Annotated in this window: 15 protein-coding genes and 1 pseudogene; 10 read left to right on the top strand and 6 right to left on the bottom strand. The window is 73.3% G+C overall.

Annotation, left to right across the window (positions count from 1 at the left end; genetic code table 11):
* The first annotated feature begins 222 nt into the window (after positions 1 to 222).
* The 4 genes from ABZ951_RS26235 to ABZ951_RS26220 are packed head-to-tail and all read left to right on the top strand — an operon-like array spanning position 223 to position 4,795.
* A complete protein-coding gene (locus ABZ951_RS26235; RefSeq protein WP_344094700.1) occupies positions 223 to 1,065 on the top strand; it encodes a nitrilase-related carbon-nitrogen hydrolase in 843 nt (280 codons plus the stop codon).
* Positions 1,066 to 1,103: 38 nt separating this feature from the next.
* Complete coding sequence (locus ABZ951_RS26230) at positions 1,104 to 2,378, top strand: aspartate aminotransferase family protein (protein WP_344094710.1); 1,275 nt, start codon at positions 1,104 to 1,106, stop codon at positions 2,376 to 2,378.
* A complete protein-coding gene (gene hydA, locus ABZ951_RS26225) occupies positions 2,375 to 3,775 on the top strand; it encodes a dihydropyrimidinase (RefSeq protein WP_344094698.1) in 1,401 nt (466 codons plus the stop codon). Before ABZ951_RS26230 ends, hydA begins: the two co-directional genes overlap by 4 nt.
* Positions 3,776 to 3,787: 12 nt before the next feature.
* The gene (locus ABZ951_RS26220) at positions 3,788 to 4,795 is read left to right on the top strand and encodes a TIGR03842 family LLM class F420-dependent oxidoreductase (RefSeq protein ID WP_344094696.1); all 1,008 of its coding nucleotides are present in this window, start codon (positions 3,788 to 3,790) and stop codon (positions 4,793 to 4,795) included.
* A 132-nt stretch (positions 4,796 to 4,927) separates the two neighbouring features.
* On the opposite strand, the gene ABZ951_RS26215 is transcribed toward ABZ951_RS26220, so the two are convergent.
* A complete protein-coding gene (locus ABZ951_RS26215) occupies positions 4,928 to 5,983 on the bottom strand; it encodes a biotin/lipoate A/B protein ligase family protein (protein ID WP_344094694.1) in 1,056 nt (351 codons plus the stop codon).
* A 133-nt stretch (positions 5,984 to 6,116) separates the two neighbouring features.
* On the opposite strand from ABZ951_RS26215, the gene ABZ951_RS26210 reads away from it, so the two are divergent.
* The 4 genes and pseudogenes from ABZ951_RS26210 (at position 6,117) to ABZ951_RS26195 (ending at position 9,233) form a co-directional block, all read left to right on the top strand.
* Entirely contained in the window at positions 6,117 to 6,419 is a 303-nt protein-coding gene (locus ABZ951_RS26210) for a gamma-glutamyltransferase (protein WP_344094692.1), read from the top strand.
* Positions 6,392 to 6,823, top strand: a pseudogene (locus ABZ951_RS26205) (gamma-glutamyltransferase); the annotation flags it as partial. The gene ABZ951_RS26210 and the pseudogene ABZ951_RS26205, both read left to right, overlap by 28 nt.
* Positions 6,824 to 6,931: 108 nt before the next feature.
* Entirely contained in the window at positions 6,932 to 7,759 is an 828-nt protein-coding gene (locus tag ABZ951_RS26200; RefSeq protein WP_344094690.1) for an inositol monophosphatase family protein, read from the top strand.
* Positions 7,760 to 7,826: 67 nt separating this feature from the next.
* Positions 7,827 to 9,233 (top strand): NAD(P)/FAD-dependent oxidoreductase, encoded by a 1,407-nt coding sequence (locus tag ABZ951_RS26195; protein WP_344094708.1) that lies wholly within the window; start codon positions 7,827 to 7,829, stop codon positions 9,231 to 9,233.
* Positions 9,234 to 9,334: 101 nt separating this feature from the next.
* Here the strand turns inward: ABZ951_RS26195 and ABZ951_RS26190 are convergent, their stop codons facing one another.
* Both ABZ951_RS26190 and ABZ951_RS26185 read right to left on the bottom strand, forming a co-directional pair.
* On the bottom strand, positions 9,335 to 9,925 hold the full coding sequence (locus tag ABZ951_RS26190; RefSeq protein WP_344094688.1) for a Clp protease N-terminal domain-containing protein: 591 nt from the start codon (positions 9,923 to 9,925) through the stop codon (positions 9,335 to 9,337).
* Positions 9,926 to 9,927: 2 nt separating this feature from the next.
* Positions 9,928 to 10,152, bottom strand: a complete 225-nt coding sequence (locus tag ABZ951_RS26185) for a hypothetical protein (RefSeq protein ID WP_344094686.1) — start codon at positions 10,150 to 10,152, stop codon at positions 9,928 to 9,930.
* 126 nt (positions 10,153 to 10,278) lie between these two features.
* Here ABZ951_RS26185 and ABZ951_RS26180 point away from each other — a divergent pair, with 126 nt between their 5' ends.
* Positions 10,279 to 11,754, top strand: a complete 1,476-nt coding sequence (locus ABZ951_RS26180) for an AlkA N-terminal domain-containing protein (RefSeq protein ID WP_344094684.1) — start codon at positions 10,279 to 10,281, stop codon at positions 11,752 to 11,754.
* Between the two features lie 25 nt (positions 11,755 to 11,779).
* Entirely contained in the window at positions 11,780 to 12,292 is a 513-nt protein-coding gene (locus ABZ951_RS26175; RefSeq protein ID WP_344094682.1) for a methylated-DNA--[protein]-cysteine S-methyltransferase, read from the top strand.
* Here the strand turns inward: ABZ951_RS26175 and ABZ951_RS26170 are convergent.
* The 3 genes from ABZ951_RS26170 to ABZ951_RS26160 all read right to left on the bottom strand — a co-directional run bounded on the left by ABZ951_RS26170 (position 12,280) and on the right by ABZ951_RS26160 (position 14,970).
* Positions 12,280 to 12,906, bottom strand: a complete 627-nt coding sequence (locus tag ABZ951_RS26170) for a hypothetical protein (RefSeq protein WP_344094680.1) — start codon at positions 12,904 to 12,906, stop codon at positions 12,280 to 12,282. The two genes, ABZ951_RS26175 and ABZ951_RS26170, sit on opposite strands and share 13 nt — an antisense overlap.
* Positions 12,903 to 13,181, bottom strand: a complete 279-nt coding sequence (locus tag ABZ951_RS26165; RefSeq protein WP_344094678.1) for a hypothetical protein — start codon at positions 13,179 to 13,181, stop codon at positions 12,903 to 12,905. The genes ABZ951_RS26170 and ABZ951_RS26165 overlap by 4 nt, the downstream gene beginning before the upstream one ends.
* 67 nt (positions 13,182 to 13,248) lie before the next feature.
* The gene (locus ABZ951_RS26160) at positions 13,249 to 14,970 is read right to left on the bottom strand and encodes a BCCT family transporter (protein ID WP_344094676.1); all 1,722 of its coding nucleotides are present in this window, start codon (positions 14,968 to 14,970) and stop codon (positions 13,249 to 13,251) included.
* Positions 14,971 to 15,105 lie beyond the last annotated feature (135 nt).

Here is a 15,105-nt window from a genome sequence, read left to right as displayed (position 1 = left end):
GACCGGCGCTTGAGGACAAAGCACAGCAGCCCGTCTGGGGGCACCTCCCAGCGGTAGCTGGGGGAGATTGAGGACACCGCCGCGCAGCGGCGGTGCACCCCATGACCCGCCGGGAGGGCCCCCGCGATGCCCTTGCCACAGAGCGTGACGGGTCATACGGTCGCAGGCACACGTGGATCTACGCGTGTCAGCCTGGCTGACGCCCCGGCAAAGGAGCAGCTCATGGCCCATGTTGTCCGCGCCGCACTCGTGCAGGCGAGCTGGACCGGCGACACCGAGTCGATGATCACCAAGCACGAGGAGCACGCCCGCGCGGCCGCCGCGCAGGGCGCGAAGGTCATCGGTTTCCAGGAAGTCTTCAACGCCCCCTACTTCTGCCAGGTGCAGGAGAGCGCGCACTACCGCTGGGCCGAGGCCGTCCCCGACGGGCCCACCGTCCGCCGCATGCAGGACCTCGCCCGCGAGACCGGCATGGTGATCGTCGTGCCCGTCTTCGAGATCGAGCAGCCCGGCTTCTACTACAACACCGCGGCCGTCATCGACGCCGACGGCAGCTACCTGGGCAAGTACCGCAAGCACCACATCCCCCAGGTCGAGGGCTTCTGGGAGAAGTACTACTTCAAGCCCGGCAATCTCGGCTGGCCCGTCTTCGACACCGCCGTCGGCAAGGTCGGCGTCTACATCTGCTACGACCGCCACTTCCCCGAGGGCTGGCGCTCCCTCGGCCTGGCCGGCGCGCAGCTCGTCTACAACCCCTCGGCCACCTCGCGCGGGCTCTCCGCCCACCTGTGGCGGCTGGAACAGCCCGCGGCCGCCGTCGCCAACGAGTACTTCGTCGCGGCGATCAACCGCGTGGGCCGGGAGGAGTACGGCGACAACGACTTCTACGGCACGTCCTACTTCGTGGACCCGCGCGGCCAGTTCGTCGGCGACGTCGCCAGCGACACCAAGGAGGAACTGGTCGTGCGCGACCTCGACTTCTCCCTCATCGACGAGGTCCGGCACCAGTGGGCGTTCTACCGCGACCGCAGGCCCGACGCCTACGACGGGCTGGTCCGCCCGTGACCGCCCCCGGCTCCCTGCACGCCCGGCACCGGGCCGTCATGCCCGAGTGGCTCTCCCTGTACTACCGCGAGCCCCTGGAGCTCACCCACGGTGAGGGCAGGCACGTGTGGGACACCGAGGGCAGGCGCTACCTCGACTTCTTCGGCGGCATTCTCACCACCATGACCGCCCACGCCCTTCCCGAGGTCACCAAGGCCGTCGCCGAACAGGCCGGGCGCATCCTCCACACCTCGACCCTCTACCTCGACCGGCACATGGTCGAACTGGCCGAGCGCGTCGCCGCCCTGTCCGGCATCCCCGACGCCCGCGTCTTCTTCACCACCTCCGGCACCGAGGCCAACGACGCGGCGCTCCTCCTCGCCACCACCTACCGGCGCTCCAACCAGATCCTGGCGATGCGCAACAGCTACCACGGCCGCTCGTTCTCCTCGATCGGCATCACCGGCAACGCCTCCTGGTCGCCCACCAGCCTCTCCCCGCTCCAGACGCTCTACGTGCACGGCGGCGTCCGCACCCGCGGCCCGTACGCGCACCTGAGCGACGAGCGGTTCACGCGGGCGTGCGTCGCCGACCTGGAGGACATGCTCGGCCAGACGCACGGCAACGTCGCCGCGCTGATCGCCGAACCCGTCCAGGGCGTCGGCGGGTTCACCGCACCCCCCGACGGCCTCTACGCGGCCTTCCGCGACGTCCTGGCGCCCCGCGGCATCCTGTGGATCTCCGACGAGGTGCAGACGGGCTGGGGCCGCACCGGCGACCACTTCTGGGGCTGGCAGGCGCACGCCGAGAACGGCCCGCCCGACGTCCTCACGTTCGCCAAGGGCATCGGCAACGGCATGGCGATCGGCGGCGTCGTCGCCCGGGCCGAGATCATGAACTGCCTGGACGCCAACTCCATCTCCACCTTCGGCGGCAGCCCCGTCACCATGGCCGCCGGCCTCGCCAACCTCACCCACCTCCTGGAGCACGACCTCCAGGGCAACGCCCGCCGGGTCGGCGGCCTCCTCATCGAGCGGCTGCGCGCCGTCACCGCCGGCCTTCCGGCCGTCCGCGAAGTGCGCGGCCGGGGCCTGATGATCGCCATCGAGCTGGCCGAGCCCGACGGCTCGCCCTCCCCGCGAGCCGCCTCCCTCGCCCTCGAACTCGCCCGCGAGCGCGGCCTGCTGATCGGCAAGGGCGGCCGCGAGGCGGACGTCCTGCGCATCGCCCCGCCCCTGTCGCTCACCATCGCCGAGGCCGAAGAGGGCGCGACGATCCTCGCGGAGGTCCTGCGCCAGGTGCGGGACACCCCCGGCGGAAAGGACCGGCCATGACCAGAACCGCCATCCGGGGCGGCCTCGTCATCACCGCCGCCGAGGAGACCCGGGCGGACGTCCTCGTCGAGGACGGTAAGATCGCCGCCCTCGCCACCCCCGACAGCTCCTTCGCCCGGAGCTGGACGGCCGACCATACCCTCGACGCCACCGGGACGTACGTGATCCCCGGCGGGGTCGACGCCCATACGCACTTCGACTTCCCCTTCGGCGGCACCGCCTCCTCCGACACCTTCGAGACGGGCACCCGGGCCGCCGCCTGGGGCGGCACCACGACCGTCGTCGACTTCGCCGTCCAGACCCGCGGGCAGGCACTGCGCGAGGGGCTCGACACCTGGCACGCCAAGGCCGCGGACACCTGCGCGATCGACTACGCCTTCCACATGATCCTCTCCGACGTGCACGAGAGCGTGCTCAAGGAGATGGACCTCCTGGTGGGCGAGGGCGTCACCTCCTTCAAGCTCTTCATGGCCTACCCGGGGGTGTTCTACAGCGACGACGGGCAGATCCTGCGGGCCATGCAGCGCGCCGCCGGCAACGGCGGGCTGGTCATGATGCACGCCGAGAACGGCATCGCCATCGACGTCCTGGTCGAACAGGCCCTGGCGCGTGGTGAGACCGACCCCCGCTACCACGGCGAGGTCCGCAAGGCGCTCCTGGAAGCCGAGGCCACCCACCGGGCGATCCAGCTCGCCCGGGTGGCCGGGGCGCCTCTCTACGTCGTCCACGTCTCGGCCGAGGAAGCCGTCGCCGAGCTCACGCAGGCCCGCGACAAGGGCCTGCCGGTGTTCGGAGAGACCTGCCCGCAGTACCTCTTCCTGTCCACCGACAACCTCGCCGAACCGGGCTTCGAGGGCGCCAAGTACGTCTGCTCGACCCCGCTGCGCCCCCGGGAGCACCAGGCCGCCCTCTGGCGCGGGCTGCGCACCGACGACCTCCAGGTGGTCTCCACCGACCACTGCCCCTTCTGCTTCTCCGGCCAGAAGGAGCTGGGCCGCGGCGACTTCTCCAAGATCCCCAACGGGCTGCCCGGCGTGGAGCACCGGATGGACCTCCTCCACCAGGCCGTGGTCGACGGGCACATCGGCCGCCGCCGCTGGATCGAGATCGCCTGTGCCTCGCCGGCCCGGATGTTCGGCCTCTATCCGAAGAAGGGCACCCTCGCGCCCGGTTCCGACGCCGACATCGTCATCTACGACCCGCACGCCGAGCAGGTCATCTCGGCCGAGACCCACCACATGAACGTCGACTACTCCGCCTACGAGGGCAAGCGGGTCACCGGACGCGTCGAGACGGTCCTCTCGCGGGGCGAAATCGTCATCGACGGGCGGAAGTTCACCGGACGCGCCGGCCACGGCCGCTACGTCCCCCGCGCCACCTGTCAGTACCTCGCGTAAGGAGCACCCTCCGTGGACTTCGGACTCGTCCTGCAGACAGACCCGCCCGCCAGCGCCGTGGTGGACCTCATGCGCCGCGCCGAGAGCGCCGGCTTCCGCTACGGCTGGACCTTCGACTCCGCCGTGCTGTGGCAGGAACCCTTCGTCATCCACAGCCGCATCCTCGACCACACCGAGCGGCTGATCGTCGGTCCGATGGTCACCAACCCCACCACCCGCACCCCCGAGGTCACCGCCTCCACCTTCGCCACCCTCAACGACATGTACGGCAACCGCACCGTGTGCGGCATCGGCCGCGGCGACTCCGCGATGCGCGTGGCCGGCCGCAAGCCCAATACCCTGGCCACCCTGCGCGAGTCGATGCGGATCATCCGCGACCTCGCCGAGGGCCGTGAGGCCGACGTCGGCGGGACGTCCCTGAAGCTGCCCTGGGTGCGGGACGGCAAGCTGCCCGTGTGGATGGGCGCGTACGGGCCGAAGGCGCTGGCCCTCGCCGGGCAGGAGGCCGACGGCTTCATCCTCCAGCTCGCCGACCCGTTCCTGACCGAATGGATGGTCAAGGCTGTGCGGAAGGCTGCCGCCGGCGCGGGACGCGACCCGGCCGCCGTGACGATCTGCGTCGCCGCGCCCGCCTACGTCGGCGACGACCTGGCCCACGCCCGGGGGCAGTGCCGCTGGTTCGGCGGCATGGTCGGCAACCACGTCGCGGACCTGGTCGAGCGCTACGGCGAGCACTCCGGCCTGGTGCCCGAGGCCCTCACCGCGTACATCAAGCAGCGCCGCGGCTACGACTACAGCCACCACGGCCGGGCCGGCAACCCCTCCACGGACTTCGTGCCCGACGAGATCGTGGACCGCTTCTGCCTTCTGGGCCCGGTCGAAGCCCACCGCGAACGGCTGGAGGAGCTGCGCGCCCTGGGCGTGGACCAGTTCGCGGTGTACGCCATGCACGACGCGAAGGAGGCGACGATCGACGCGTACGGCTCCGCCGTCATCCCCGTGTTGGGTGGGGCTGTCTAGGGCCTGCCGTTGCAGCCTGCGGCGGCGAGCGCCCTGCGGGCGCGTCCTCAAACTGCCCCAGCCACCGCTGGGGGTGCCCCCAGGAGGTGCCCCCGGACGGGCTGAAAAGCCCGTCCGGGGGCAGCCCGTCGGTTACGGCACCCGCGCCGTCCACTCCGGCGAGCTGAACTTCTCCGCCGCCAGTTTCTCCGCCCGCGCCATCTCCTCCGGCGTGACCGAGCCCTCCGCCAGCCCGTACCGGCCCCGGAAGGATTCGATCATCTTCTGGATGACGGCCTCACGCGGCAGCCCCGTCTGGCGCCGCAGCGGATCCACCCGCTTCTTGGCGCTCCGGGTGCCCTTGTCCGACAGCTTCTCCTTGCCGATCCGCAGCACTTCCAGCATCTTGTCGGCGTCGATGTCGTAGGCCATCGTCACGTGGTGCAGCACCGCGCCCTCCGTGCCCAGCAACCGCTTCTGGGCGGCGCCCGCGATCTTCCCGGCGTCGGTGGCGATGTCGTTGAGCGGCTGGTACCACGCCTTGACGCCCATGCCCTCCAGCGCGCCCAGCACCCAGTCGTCCAGGTAGGCGTAGCTGTCGGCGAAGGACAGCCCCTGCACCAGAGCGTCCGGAACACACAGGGAGTACGTGATGGTGTTGCCCGGCTCGATGTACATCGCACCGCCACCGGAGATCCGGCGGACGACCGTCATGCCGTGGCGCTCGGCGCCCTGCGGGTCCACCTCGTTGCGCAGCGACTGGAAACTGCCGATGACCACGGCGGGGGCGCCCCACTCCCACACCCGCAGTGTCGGCGGCCGCCGCCCGGCCGCGACCTCCGCCGTCAGCACCTCGTCCAGCGCCATGTGCAGGGCGGGCGGCTGGGGGCCGTCGTGGATGAGCTGCCAGTCGTAGTGGTGCCAGTCGGTGGCGTTCGCCAGGGCTCGGCGGACGGCGATCCCCACCGCCTCCGAGCTGAAGCCGAACATGACGGTGCCCTCGGGCAACGCGGCGTCGATCCGAGCGGCGAGCTCGGGGGCCGGCAGGTCGGCATCGGCGCCCTCCAGGGCGCGGTTGATGTCGAGGAGCGCCTCGTCCGGCTCCAGGAAGAAGTCCCCGGCCACCCTCACCTCACGCAGCGCCCCGTCCTCGACCTCCAGGTCCACGACGACGAGCTTGCCGCCCGGCACCTTGTACTCACCGTGCACCGGCGCATCCTCCAGCTTGTCTCTCCGGCCGGCCCGCTCGGCCGGCAGCGCCCCCCCACGGTAACGCCGCGCCGGAAGGAGGAGGGCGGGACGGTCTTGTGCGGCCGCTCCTCCACCCGGCTAGCTGGCAGGCATGTTCACGACACGGCCGACCCTCCAGGGCACCTTCGGCATGGTCTCCTCCACCCACTGGCTCGCCTCGCAGTCCGCGATGGCCGTCCTGGAGACCGGTGGCAACGCCTTCGACGCGGCCGTGGCCGCGGGCTTCGTCCCGCACGTCGTCGAACCGCCCATGAACGGACCGGCGGGAGGGGTGCCCGCACTCCTCGCCCCCACGCGCGGCCCGGTCCAGGTGCTGTGCGGCCCGGGGCCGGCCCCCGCCGGGGCGAGCGTCGCCCACTACACCGGCCCGGCCGCCGTCCCCGCACGACCCTGACGCCCTCGCCCGCGCTGCGCGGCGGCGAGCCGGTCCTGCCTTTCGGCACCCCCGGCGGCGACCAGCAGGACCAGTGGCAACTGCACTTCTTCCTCGCCGCGGCGCTGCGCCGACCCGTCCGCGGCGGCCTCGACCTGCAAGGCACCGTCGACGCCCCCGACCGGCACCAGGAATCCTTCCCCGGCTCCTTCCACCCCCGCCTGACGCGGCCCGGCGCCGTCACCGTCGAGGCGCGCGCCGGGGAGGCGGTGACAGCCGGGCCACGCGGCCGCGGACACGACGTGACGGTCGGCGGGCCGTGGCCGGAGGGACGGCTGTGCGCGGTCGCGCGGAACCCGGAGACGGGCCCGCTGTCGGCGGCCGCCGATCCCCGCGGGACGCAGGGGTACGCGGTCGGGCGCTGAGAGGGGCGCCGCGACCGGTGCCGGAGACGGCGAGGCGTTCACCGGGGCGTCACGTCCACGCCCCCCGCCCACCACCGATTGTCGGTGGGGCATGGTTCGATGGGACGTATGATCGATGAATTTCTCGCAGGTGACCTGAACGACGTCGAGGAGGCGGTCCGCAAGGCGGCCGCCGCCGAGATCATGCCGCGCTTCCGGCAGCTCGCCGCGCACGAGATCGTCGAGAAGAACGGCCCGCACGACCTGGTGACGGTCGCCGACCGGCTGGCCGAGGAGCACCTGACCGCCTCCCTCACGGCCCTCCTGCCCGGTTCCGTCGTGGTCGGCGAGGAGGCGGTGCACGCCGATCCCGGTGTCCTCGGCGCCCTGCACGGCGACGCGCCGGTGTGGATCGTCGACCCGGTCGACGGCACCCGGCAGTTCGTCCACGGCGAGCCCGGCTTCGCGACGCTGGTGTGCCTGGCCCACCGCGGCGAGCTGCTCGCCTCCTGGACGTACGCGCCCGCCCTGGACCTGATGGCGGTCGCCCGCCGCGGCGGGGGAGCGGTGCTGGACGGCGCTCCGCTGCGCCCCGGCCCGCCCGAGCCCGGCAAGGTCCTCGACGTGGCCATCTCCCACTACGACTTCACCAATGACGAGCAGAAGCGCGTCCTGCGGACCCTGAGCACCGACGGCGTCGCGCCGCGCCCCTGCGGCTCGGCCGGCCTGGAGTACCTCAACGTGGCGCGCGGCGTCATCGACGGCCTGGCGTTCTCCTGGGAGAACGCCTGGGACCACGCGGCCGGCCTGCTGCTGGTCGCCGAGGCGGGCGGGGCGAGCGGGACGGTCGCCGGCGAGCCCTTCCGGATAGCGGGCGGCAACACCCTGCCCTTCGCCGCCGCGCGTGACGAGGTGACGCTCCGGCATATCCTGAATCTGCTGGCATCCGCCGGCTGATCTTCGCGGCGGACGCTTTCCAGCGGACGATTCTCAGCGGACGAGGGGAGGCCGCCCGGTGGCAACGATGCTCGACGCGGTCATCGTGGGCGCGGGACCCAACGGGCTGACCGCCGCCGCCGAGCTGGCCCGGCGCGGCCTGGCCGTCGAGGTGTTCGAGGCCGCCGGGGCCATCGGCGGCGGCGCCCGCACCGAGGAGCTCACCCTCCCCGGCTTCCGGCACGACCCCTGCTCCGCCGTGCACCCGCTCGGCGCGGGCTCCCCCGCCTTCACCGGCCTGCCCCTGGCCCGGCACGGCCTGGAGTGGCTGCACCCCGAGCTGCCCATGGCGCACCCCTTCCCCGACGGCACCGCCGCGGTCCTCTCGCACAGCGCCGCCGAGACCGCGCACTCCCTCGGGCCGCGCGACGCGGGAGCCTACCGGCGGCTCGTGGCGCCCTTCCACGGCCGGTGGGAGACGGTGGCCGCGGACTTCCTGCGCACGGCGTGGGACGGGCTGCCGAGCGACCCCGCCCTGTACGCCCGCTTCGGCCTGTCCGCCGCGCTGCCCGCGGCCCTGCTCGTCCGCCGCTTCCGTGACGCGAAGGCGCGGGCGATGTTCGCCGGGCTCGCCGCGCACGGCATCGCGCCGCTCACCGGCTTCGGCACGGGCGGCATGGCCCTGATCTTCGCCCTCGCCGCGCACGCTGCCGGGTGGCCCGTCCCGCGCGGCGGCTCGCAGGCGGTCGCCGACGCCCTGGGCTCCTTCCTCAAGGAGCAGGGCGGCGCGATCCGCACGGGCTTCGAGGTCAAGCGCCTGGACGAGCTGCCGCCCGCCCGCGCCTACGTCTTCGACACCTCGCCGACCGCCCTCGCCCGGATCGCCGGGCTGGGCGACGCCTACCGCCGCTTCCGCTACGGCCCCGCCGTCTTCAAGGTCGACTACGCGCTGAGCGGGCCCGTGCCGTGGGCCTCCCCGGAGGCCCGCCGCGCCGGCACGGTCCACGTCGGCCCGACGTACGGGGAGATCGGCGCCGCCCTGGGCGCCGCGCACCACGGCCGCGACCCCGAGGTCCCCTTCCTCATCACCGCGCAGCCCAGCCTCGTCGACCCCTCCCGCGCACCCGAGGGCAAGCACACCTTCTGGGTCTACGGGCACGTGCCCAACGGCTGGAAAGGCGACGCCACGGAGGTGATTGAGCGTCAGGTCGAGCGATTCGCCCCCGGCTTCCGTGACCTCGTCCTCGCCCGCGCCACGGCGGGCCCTCCGGAGCTGGCCGCGCGCAACGCCAACTACGTCGGCGGTGACATCGCCAGTGGTTCCGTCGCGGGCCTGCGCCTGCTGATCCGCCCCAAGCTCGCCCGCGTCCCGTACGCCACCGCGCACCCGGCCGTCTTCCTCTGCTCCTCCTCCACCCCGCCCGGGCCGGGGGTGCACGGGATGTGCGGTCACCACGCGGCGAGAGCGGTGTGGCGGAGCCTGCGGGCGGGCTGAGCCCGGGGCCTGCCGGCCGCGCGCTTCGAGGAACGCCGCCCCCGCCTGCGGGCGGCGGCTGAGGCCCCCGGCGCCGCCCGGGCTTCAGAGCCGCCGGGGCTTCAGGCCGGCTGACCGAGGTCGGCCAGAACCGCTGCGCGGACCGTCGCCGGGTCCGTCCCCAGCCGGCGGAGGACCTCGGCGATCACCGTGTCGCCGGGGGTGAGGAGGCTCAGCAGGAGATGGACGAGCGTGATGCGGTTGTCGGCCTGCTGAAGCGTCACCTTGTCGGAGTCCTTCAGGGCCTTCTCGCCGTACGGGGCCCAGGGCAAGTGGTCCGGCGCGGTGGCGACCGGGGGCGCGGCGGGGGCCTTGGGGCGGCCGAAGGGCAGCAGCCGGCGGAGCCCCGTGACGGGCTCCGGTTCGGGGGCGAACGACAGCAGCGCCCGGGGGTCCAGGCCGCGCGGCACGAAGGGGTGCCGCCCCTGCCGGCGCGCCTCGTCGTCCGGGCCGCCCACCATGGCGCGGACGGCCGCCTGGCAGGGCTCATAGGTGAGGCCGAGCCCGGCCAGGGTGGTGACCGGCGCCTCCTTCTCGGCGATGATCCCCAGCAGCAGGTGCTCGCTGCCGATCCACGCGTGCCCCAGGCCGTGGGCCTCCTGCTGGGAACGCACCACCGCCATCCGGGCGTTCAGGGTGAACCGTTCGAACATGCTTACCTCCGGGAGTGCTTCTTGTGGGCGGCCTGCCTGCTGACCCCGAGGGCGGCCCCGATCTCCTCCCAGGACCAGCCCCGCGCCCGCGCGCCGGCGACCTGGAGCGCCTCCAGGCGCTCCGTCAGCCGCCGCAGCGCGGCGACGGCCGGCAGCCCCACGCGGGGGTCGCCGTGCAGGGCGGCCGCGGTGGTACCGACGGCGTCGTCCGGTTCCGTTCCACCCATGGCGTCAACGTAGGATGACAAGATCACCGCTGTCAACCGAGGTTGACAGCGGCGGGGCGGTGGCCGCGGGACATCCATGTCGGATTTCCGCGAGCCCGGACGGCTCCCAGCCCCGATCCTTGAAAGATGCACACCGACTTCGAGCGCTGCGTCAGAGCCGTGCGGTCCAAGGATGCCCGTTTCGACGGCTGGTTCTTCACCGCCGTGCTCACCACGCGCATCTACTGCCGTCCGAGCTGCCCGGCGGTGCCGCCGAAGGACCGGAACATGAGCTTCTACCCCAGCGCGGCCGCCGCCCAGCAAGCCGGGTTCCGGGCCTGCAAGCGCTGCCGCCCGGACGCCAGCCCCGGCTCGCCGCAGTGGAACGAGCGCGCCGACCTCGTCGCCCGGGCCATGCGGCTCATCGGCGACGGCACCGTCGACCGCGAGGGCGTGCCCGGACTCGCCGCCCGCCTCGGCTACAGCACCCGGCAGATCGAACGCCAGCTCCGCGCCGAACTCGGCGCCGGCCCCCTCGCCCTCGCCCGCGCCCAGCGCGCCCAGACCGCCCGGCTGCTGATCGAGACCAGCGAACTGCCCATGTCGGACGCCGCCTTCGCGGCCGGGTTCTCCTCCATCCGCACCTTCAACGAGACCGTGCGCGAGGTCTTCGCCCTGACCCCGACCGAGCTCCGGGCCCGCGCGGCCCGCGGCCGCGGCACCGCCGCCCCCGGCGTCCTGACGCTCCGGCTGCCCTACCGGGCGCCGCTGTGCCCCGACAACCTCTTCGGACACCTCGCGGCCACAGCCGTCCCCGGCGTGGAGGAGTGGCGCGACGGCGCCTACCGCCGCACGCTGCGCCTGCCGTACGGGCACGGCACCGTCGCCCTGCGCCCGCGCCCCGGTCACATCGACTGCCGGCTCGCCCTCTCCGACCAGCGCGACCTGGCGGGAGCGATCAGCCGCTGCCGCGGCCTCCTCGACCTCGACGCCGACCCGGAGGCGGTGGACGCGCTGCTCTCCGCCGACGAACACCTGGCGCCGCTCGTCGCCAAGGCGCCGGGCCGGCGGGTGCCGCGCACGGTCGACCCGGGGGAGCTGGCGATACGGGCCGTGCTCGGCCAGCAGGTGTCCACCGCCGCGGCCCGCACCCTCGCCGCCCGGCTGGTCACCGCGCACGGCGAGGCCGTCGAGGACCCCATGGGCGGTGGCCTCACCCACCTGTTCCCCTCGGCCGAGGCGCTGTCCGGCCTCGACCCCGAGGCCCTGGCCATGCCCGCCGGGCGGCGGGCCACCGTGGTCCGCGTGGTGGCGGCCCTCGCCTCCGGGGAGCTCGACCTGGGGGTGGGCAGCGACTGGACCCGGGCCCGCCGGCAGCTCGCCGAACTCCCCGGCGTGGGCCCCTGGACCAGCGAACTCATCGCCATGCGGGCCCTGGGCGACCCCGACGCCTTCGTACCGACGGATCTCGGCGTCCGGCGGGCGGCCGCCGCCTGCGGCCTGCCCGCCACCCCCGGGGCGCTGACCCGGCACGCCGCCGCCTGGCGCCCGTGGCGCGCGTACGCCGTGCAGTACCTCTGGTCCGCGGACGACCACGCCATCAACCACATGCCGACGGCCTGACACACCACCGAACGGAAAAACCCTCATGACCCGCGAGCACACCGTCATCGACAGCCCCTACGGCCCGCTGACCCTGGTGGCGACCGACGGCGTCCTGTCCGGCCTCTACATGGAGGAGCAGCGGCACCGGCCGCCCCAGGAGACCTTCGGCGACCCCGGCGACCCCGGCGACGAGCCCTTCGCCGAGGCGGCGCGGCAGCTCGCCGCCTACTTCGCGGGCGAGTCGACGACGTTCGACCTCCCGCTCCACCTGGAGGGCACGCCGTTCCAGCGCAGGGTCTGGGCAGGGCTCCAGGAGATCCCCTACGGCCGGACGCTCTCCTACGGCGAGCTCGCCGAGCGGATCGGCGCCACCAACGGCTCCCGCGCGGTCGGCCTGGCGAACGGCAAGAACCCCGTCGGGATCATCGTCCCCTGCCACCGGGTCATCGGCTCCACCGGCAGCCTCACCGGCTACGGGGGCGGGCTGGACCGCAAGAGGCGGCTGCTGTCCTTCGAGCGCGGGGCGGCGGCCCCGGAACAGGATCAGCTGTTCTGATCCCGCTCGGTTCCCTCGCCCCGCCCGTCCTGCCGCAGCGGGCGCTTGTAGTAGGCCCAGGGGAAGGAGCCGGGGCCGACCTGGGTCCAGCCCTCGGCCTCCATCCGCCGGTGCCGGGTCCCGATCGCGAACGGCACCCGGCGGTGTTCCCAGGGGTACCCGGAGTACTCCACGACGTGGAACAGGGGCCCGTAGTCGACGACGTGCCAGCCCTCCAGCCCCGCTTCCGCGAGCGCCGGCATCTCGTCGAAGGCGGTCAGCGGGGTCAGCACCCGCCGCCGGGGAGCGCCCGGCCCGGCCGCCGCCCCGGCGGCCGCGGCGCCCGCCCCCTTGGTGGCGAAGCGCTGCTGGGCGGCCTGCCGGCTCACGCCCAGGACGCGGCCCACGGTGTCCCAGCTGTGCCCCGCGGCCCTGGCCCCCTGCACGGCCTCGCGCAGCAGCCTGCTGGTCTCCTCGGCGCCGGTGCGGGTGGCGGCGACCAGGCGCAGATAGCCCTCGGGGTCGTGCTCCAGGGACTCGGCGAGGCCGTCCGGCGCGCCCAGGACGACCCCGGCGATTCCCTCACGGATCCGCGCGGCCTCCTGCGGGCCGAGGAGTTCGCCCTCACCCGTCAACGCCGGTCCCCGTGGGCGCCCGCCCGCAGCGGCTCCAGGGCGTCCAGCCGGGCCGCCTCCTCGGCGGCCTGTACGCGCATCCCGCCGATCAGCGCCCCCATGGAAGAGATGATCAGGAGGTCGGCGGCGAGGAGGACGAAGAACGCCGGGTCGCTGAGGTCGTCGGCGATCGACACCACCACGGCGATCAGCGCGGACGCCATGGCCAGCAGGCCGAGGGCGAAGCCGGGCAGGGAGGAGGGGGAGGTGGCCGGGAGCCGGCGTGAAGTGATCATGGTGTCAAGATTCCCTTGACGCCGCTCGCTTGTCAACTTTTTCTTGACGCGGGCGTGCGGCCGCACTCTAGGCCCGCGGCCCGCCGGAACCCGGATCGTCGCGATCCCGAGCGCTCTCCGCGACCCGGCGCAGCCGGGCATGGCGGATCGGGCCCTGCTCGGTGAGCGCGTCGCCGACCATCGTGCGCAGCGCGTCCCGCAGCCCGTGCATCGCCTGGTGACGGGCCGGCCCCGCACCCGGATCCGTGCGCAGCTCCCGCAGCAGCGACCAGCACAGCGCGAGCATCACCACGACGAACGGCAGGGCTACCAGAATCGTCGCCGACTGCAGGGATTGCAGGCCGCCGGCCACCAGCAGCACGGCCGCGACCGCCGCCATCAGCACCCCCCACGTCACCACCAGCCAGGTGCGCGGGTGCAGGGCGCCCCGGCTGGAGAGGGAGCCCATCACCAGGGACGCGGAGTCCGCGCTGGTGATGAAGTACGTCATCACCAGCGCCATGGCGATCCACGACGTGAGCGTCTCCAGCGGCAGGGTGTCCAGCAGCGCGAACAGCGACGCCTCCGCGCCGTCGCCCACCGTCCCCGCCATGTCGGCGGTGCCCGACATGTCCAGGCGCAGGGCGCTGCCGCCCATCACGCAGAACCACACCACCGTCGCCCCGCTGGGCACCAGCAGCACCCCGATGAGGAACTCCCGGATCGTCCGGCCGTGCGAGATGCGGGCGATGAACGTGCCCACGAAGGGGGCCCAGGACAGCCACCACGCCCAGTAGAAGATCGTCCACGCGCCGAGCCACGAGGAGTCCGTGAACGCGCCGGTCCGCGTCGCCAGCGTCATCAGGTCCTGGAGGTAGCCGCCGGCCGCGGCCGGAATGGTGTTGAGCACGAAGACCGTCGGGCCGAGGACGAAGACGAACAGCATCAGCGCGGCGGCGAGCCCGATGTTGAGGGTGCTGAGCCACTTCACGCCCTTGTGCAGCCCGGAGAACGCCGACAGCACGAACGCCGCCGACAGCGAACCGATGATGATCAGCTCCAGGGACGTGGAGTCCTTGACGCCCGTGGTGATGTTCAGGCCCTTCGACACCTGGAGGGCGCCCAGGCCCAGGCTGGTCGCCGTGCCGAACACGGTCGCGAAGACCGCCAGCAGATCGATGACGCGCCCCGGCCAGCCGGCCGCCCGCCGCTCGCCGAGCAGCGGGACGAAGGCGGAGCTCAGCCGGTTGCCGCGGCCCTTGCGGAAACCGGCGTAGGCCAGGGCCAGGCCGGACATCCCGTAGATCGCCCACGGGTGCAGCGTCCAGTGGAAGAAGGAGTACTCCAGGGCCGTGCGGGCCGCGCCGGGCGAGTTGGCGGTGACGCCGCTGCCCGGGGGCGGGGAGACGAAGTGCTGGAGCGGTTCGCCGACCCCGTAGAACATCAGGCCGATGCCCATGCCGGCGCTGAACATCATCGCGATCCACGCGAGATTGCCGAACTCCGGCTGGTCCTCGTCCCGGCCCAGCCGGATCCGGCCGAAGCGGCTGAACGCGATGGCCACGCAGAGCACCAGGAACACGTCGGCCGCGATGACGAACAGCCAGGCGAAGTTGGACAGCACCCAGTTCAGGGCCGCCCGCGTCACACGGTCGAACGAGTGCTTGCCCAGCGCGGCCCAGGCGACCACCGCCAGCACGGCGGCGGCGCCGATGGCGACCAGGGTCATGTCCGGTGGCTCGTCACGGGGCGGTACGGAGGGGACGTCCGGGCCGGGAGGGCTCGTCGACTCGTGTGCGTCGGTGCTCATGACGCCCCACTATGGCCGGGATGACCCCAAATAGGCGTTCTGGCACGCCGCTCGGAGGCATGGGCAACCGCGCACCCGTGCGGGTAGGGTCGCTGCGGCGCGACTGCCTGTGCGACAGCACGGCCCGGAAGCAAG

Origin of the sequence: Streptomyces sp. NPDC046215 (assembly GCF_040646215.1) — a bacterium.
Classification (GTDB): Bacteria; Actinomycetota; Actinomycetes; order Streptomycetales; family Streptomycetaceae; genus Streptomyces; species Streptomyces stramineus.
The sequence above is the reverse complement of the archived record's forward strand: the minus strand, read 5'-3'. Positions and strand labels throughout refer to the sequence as shown.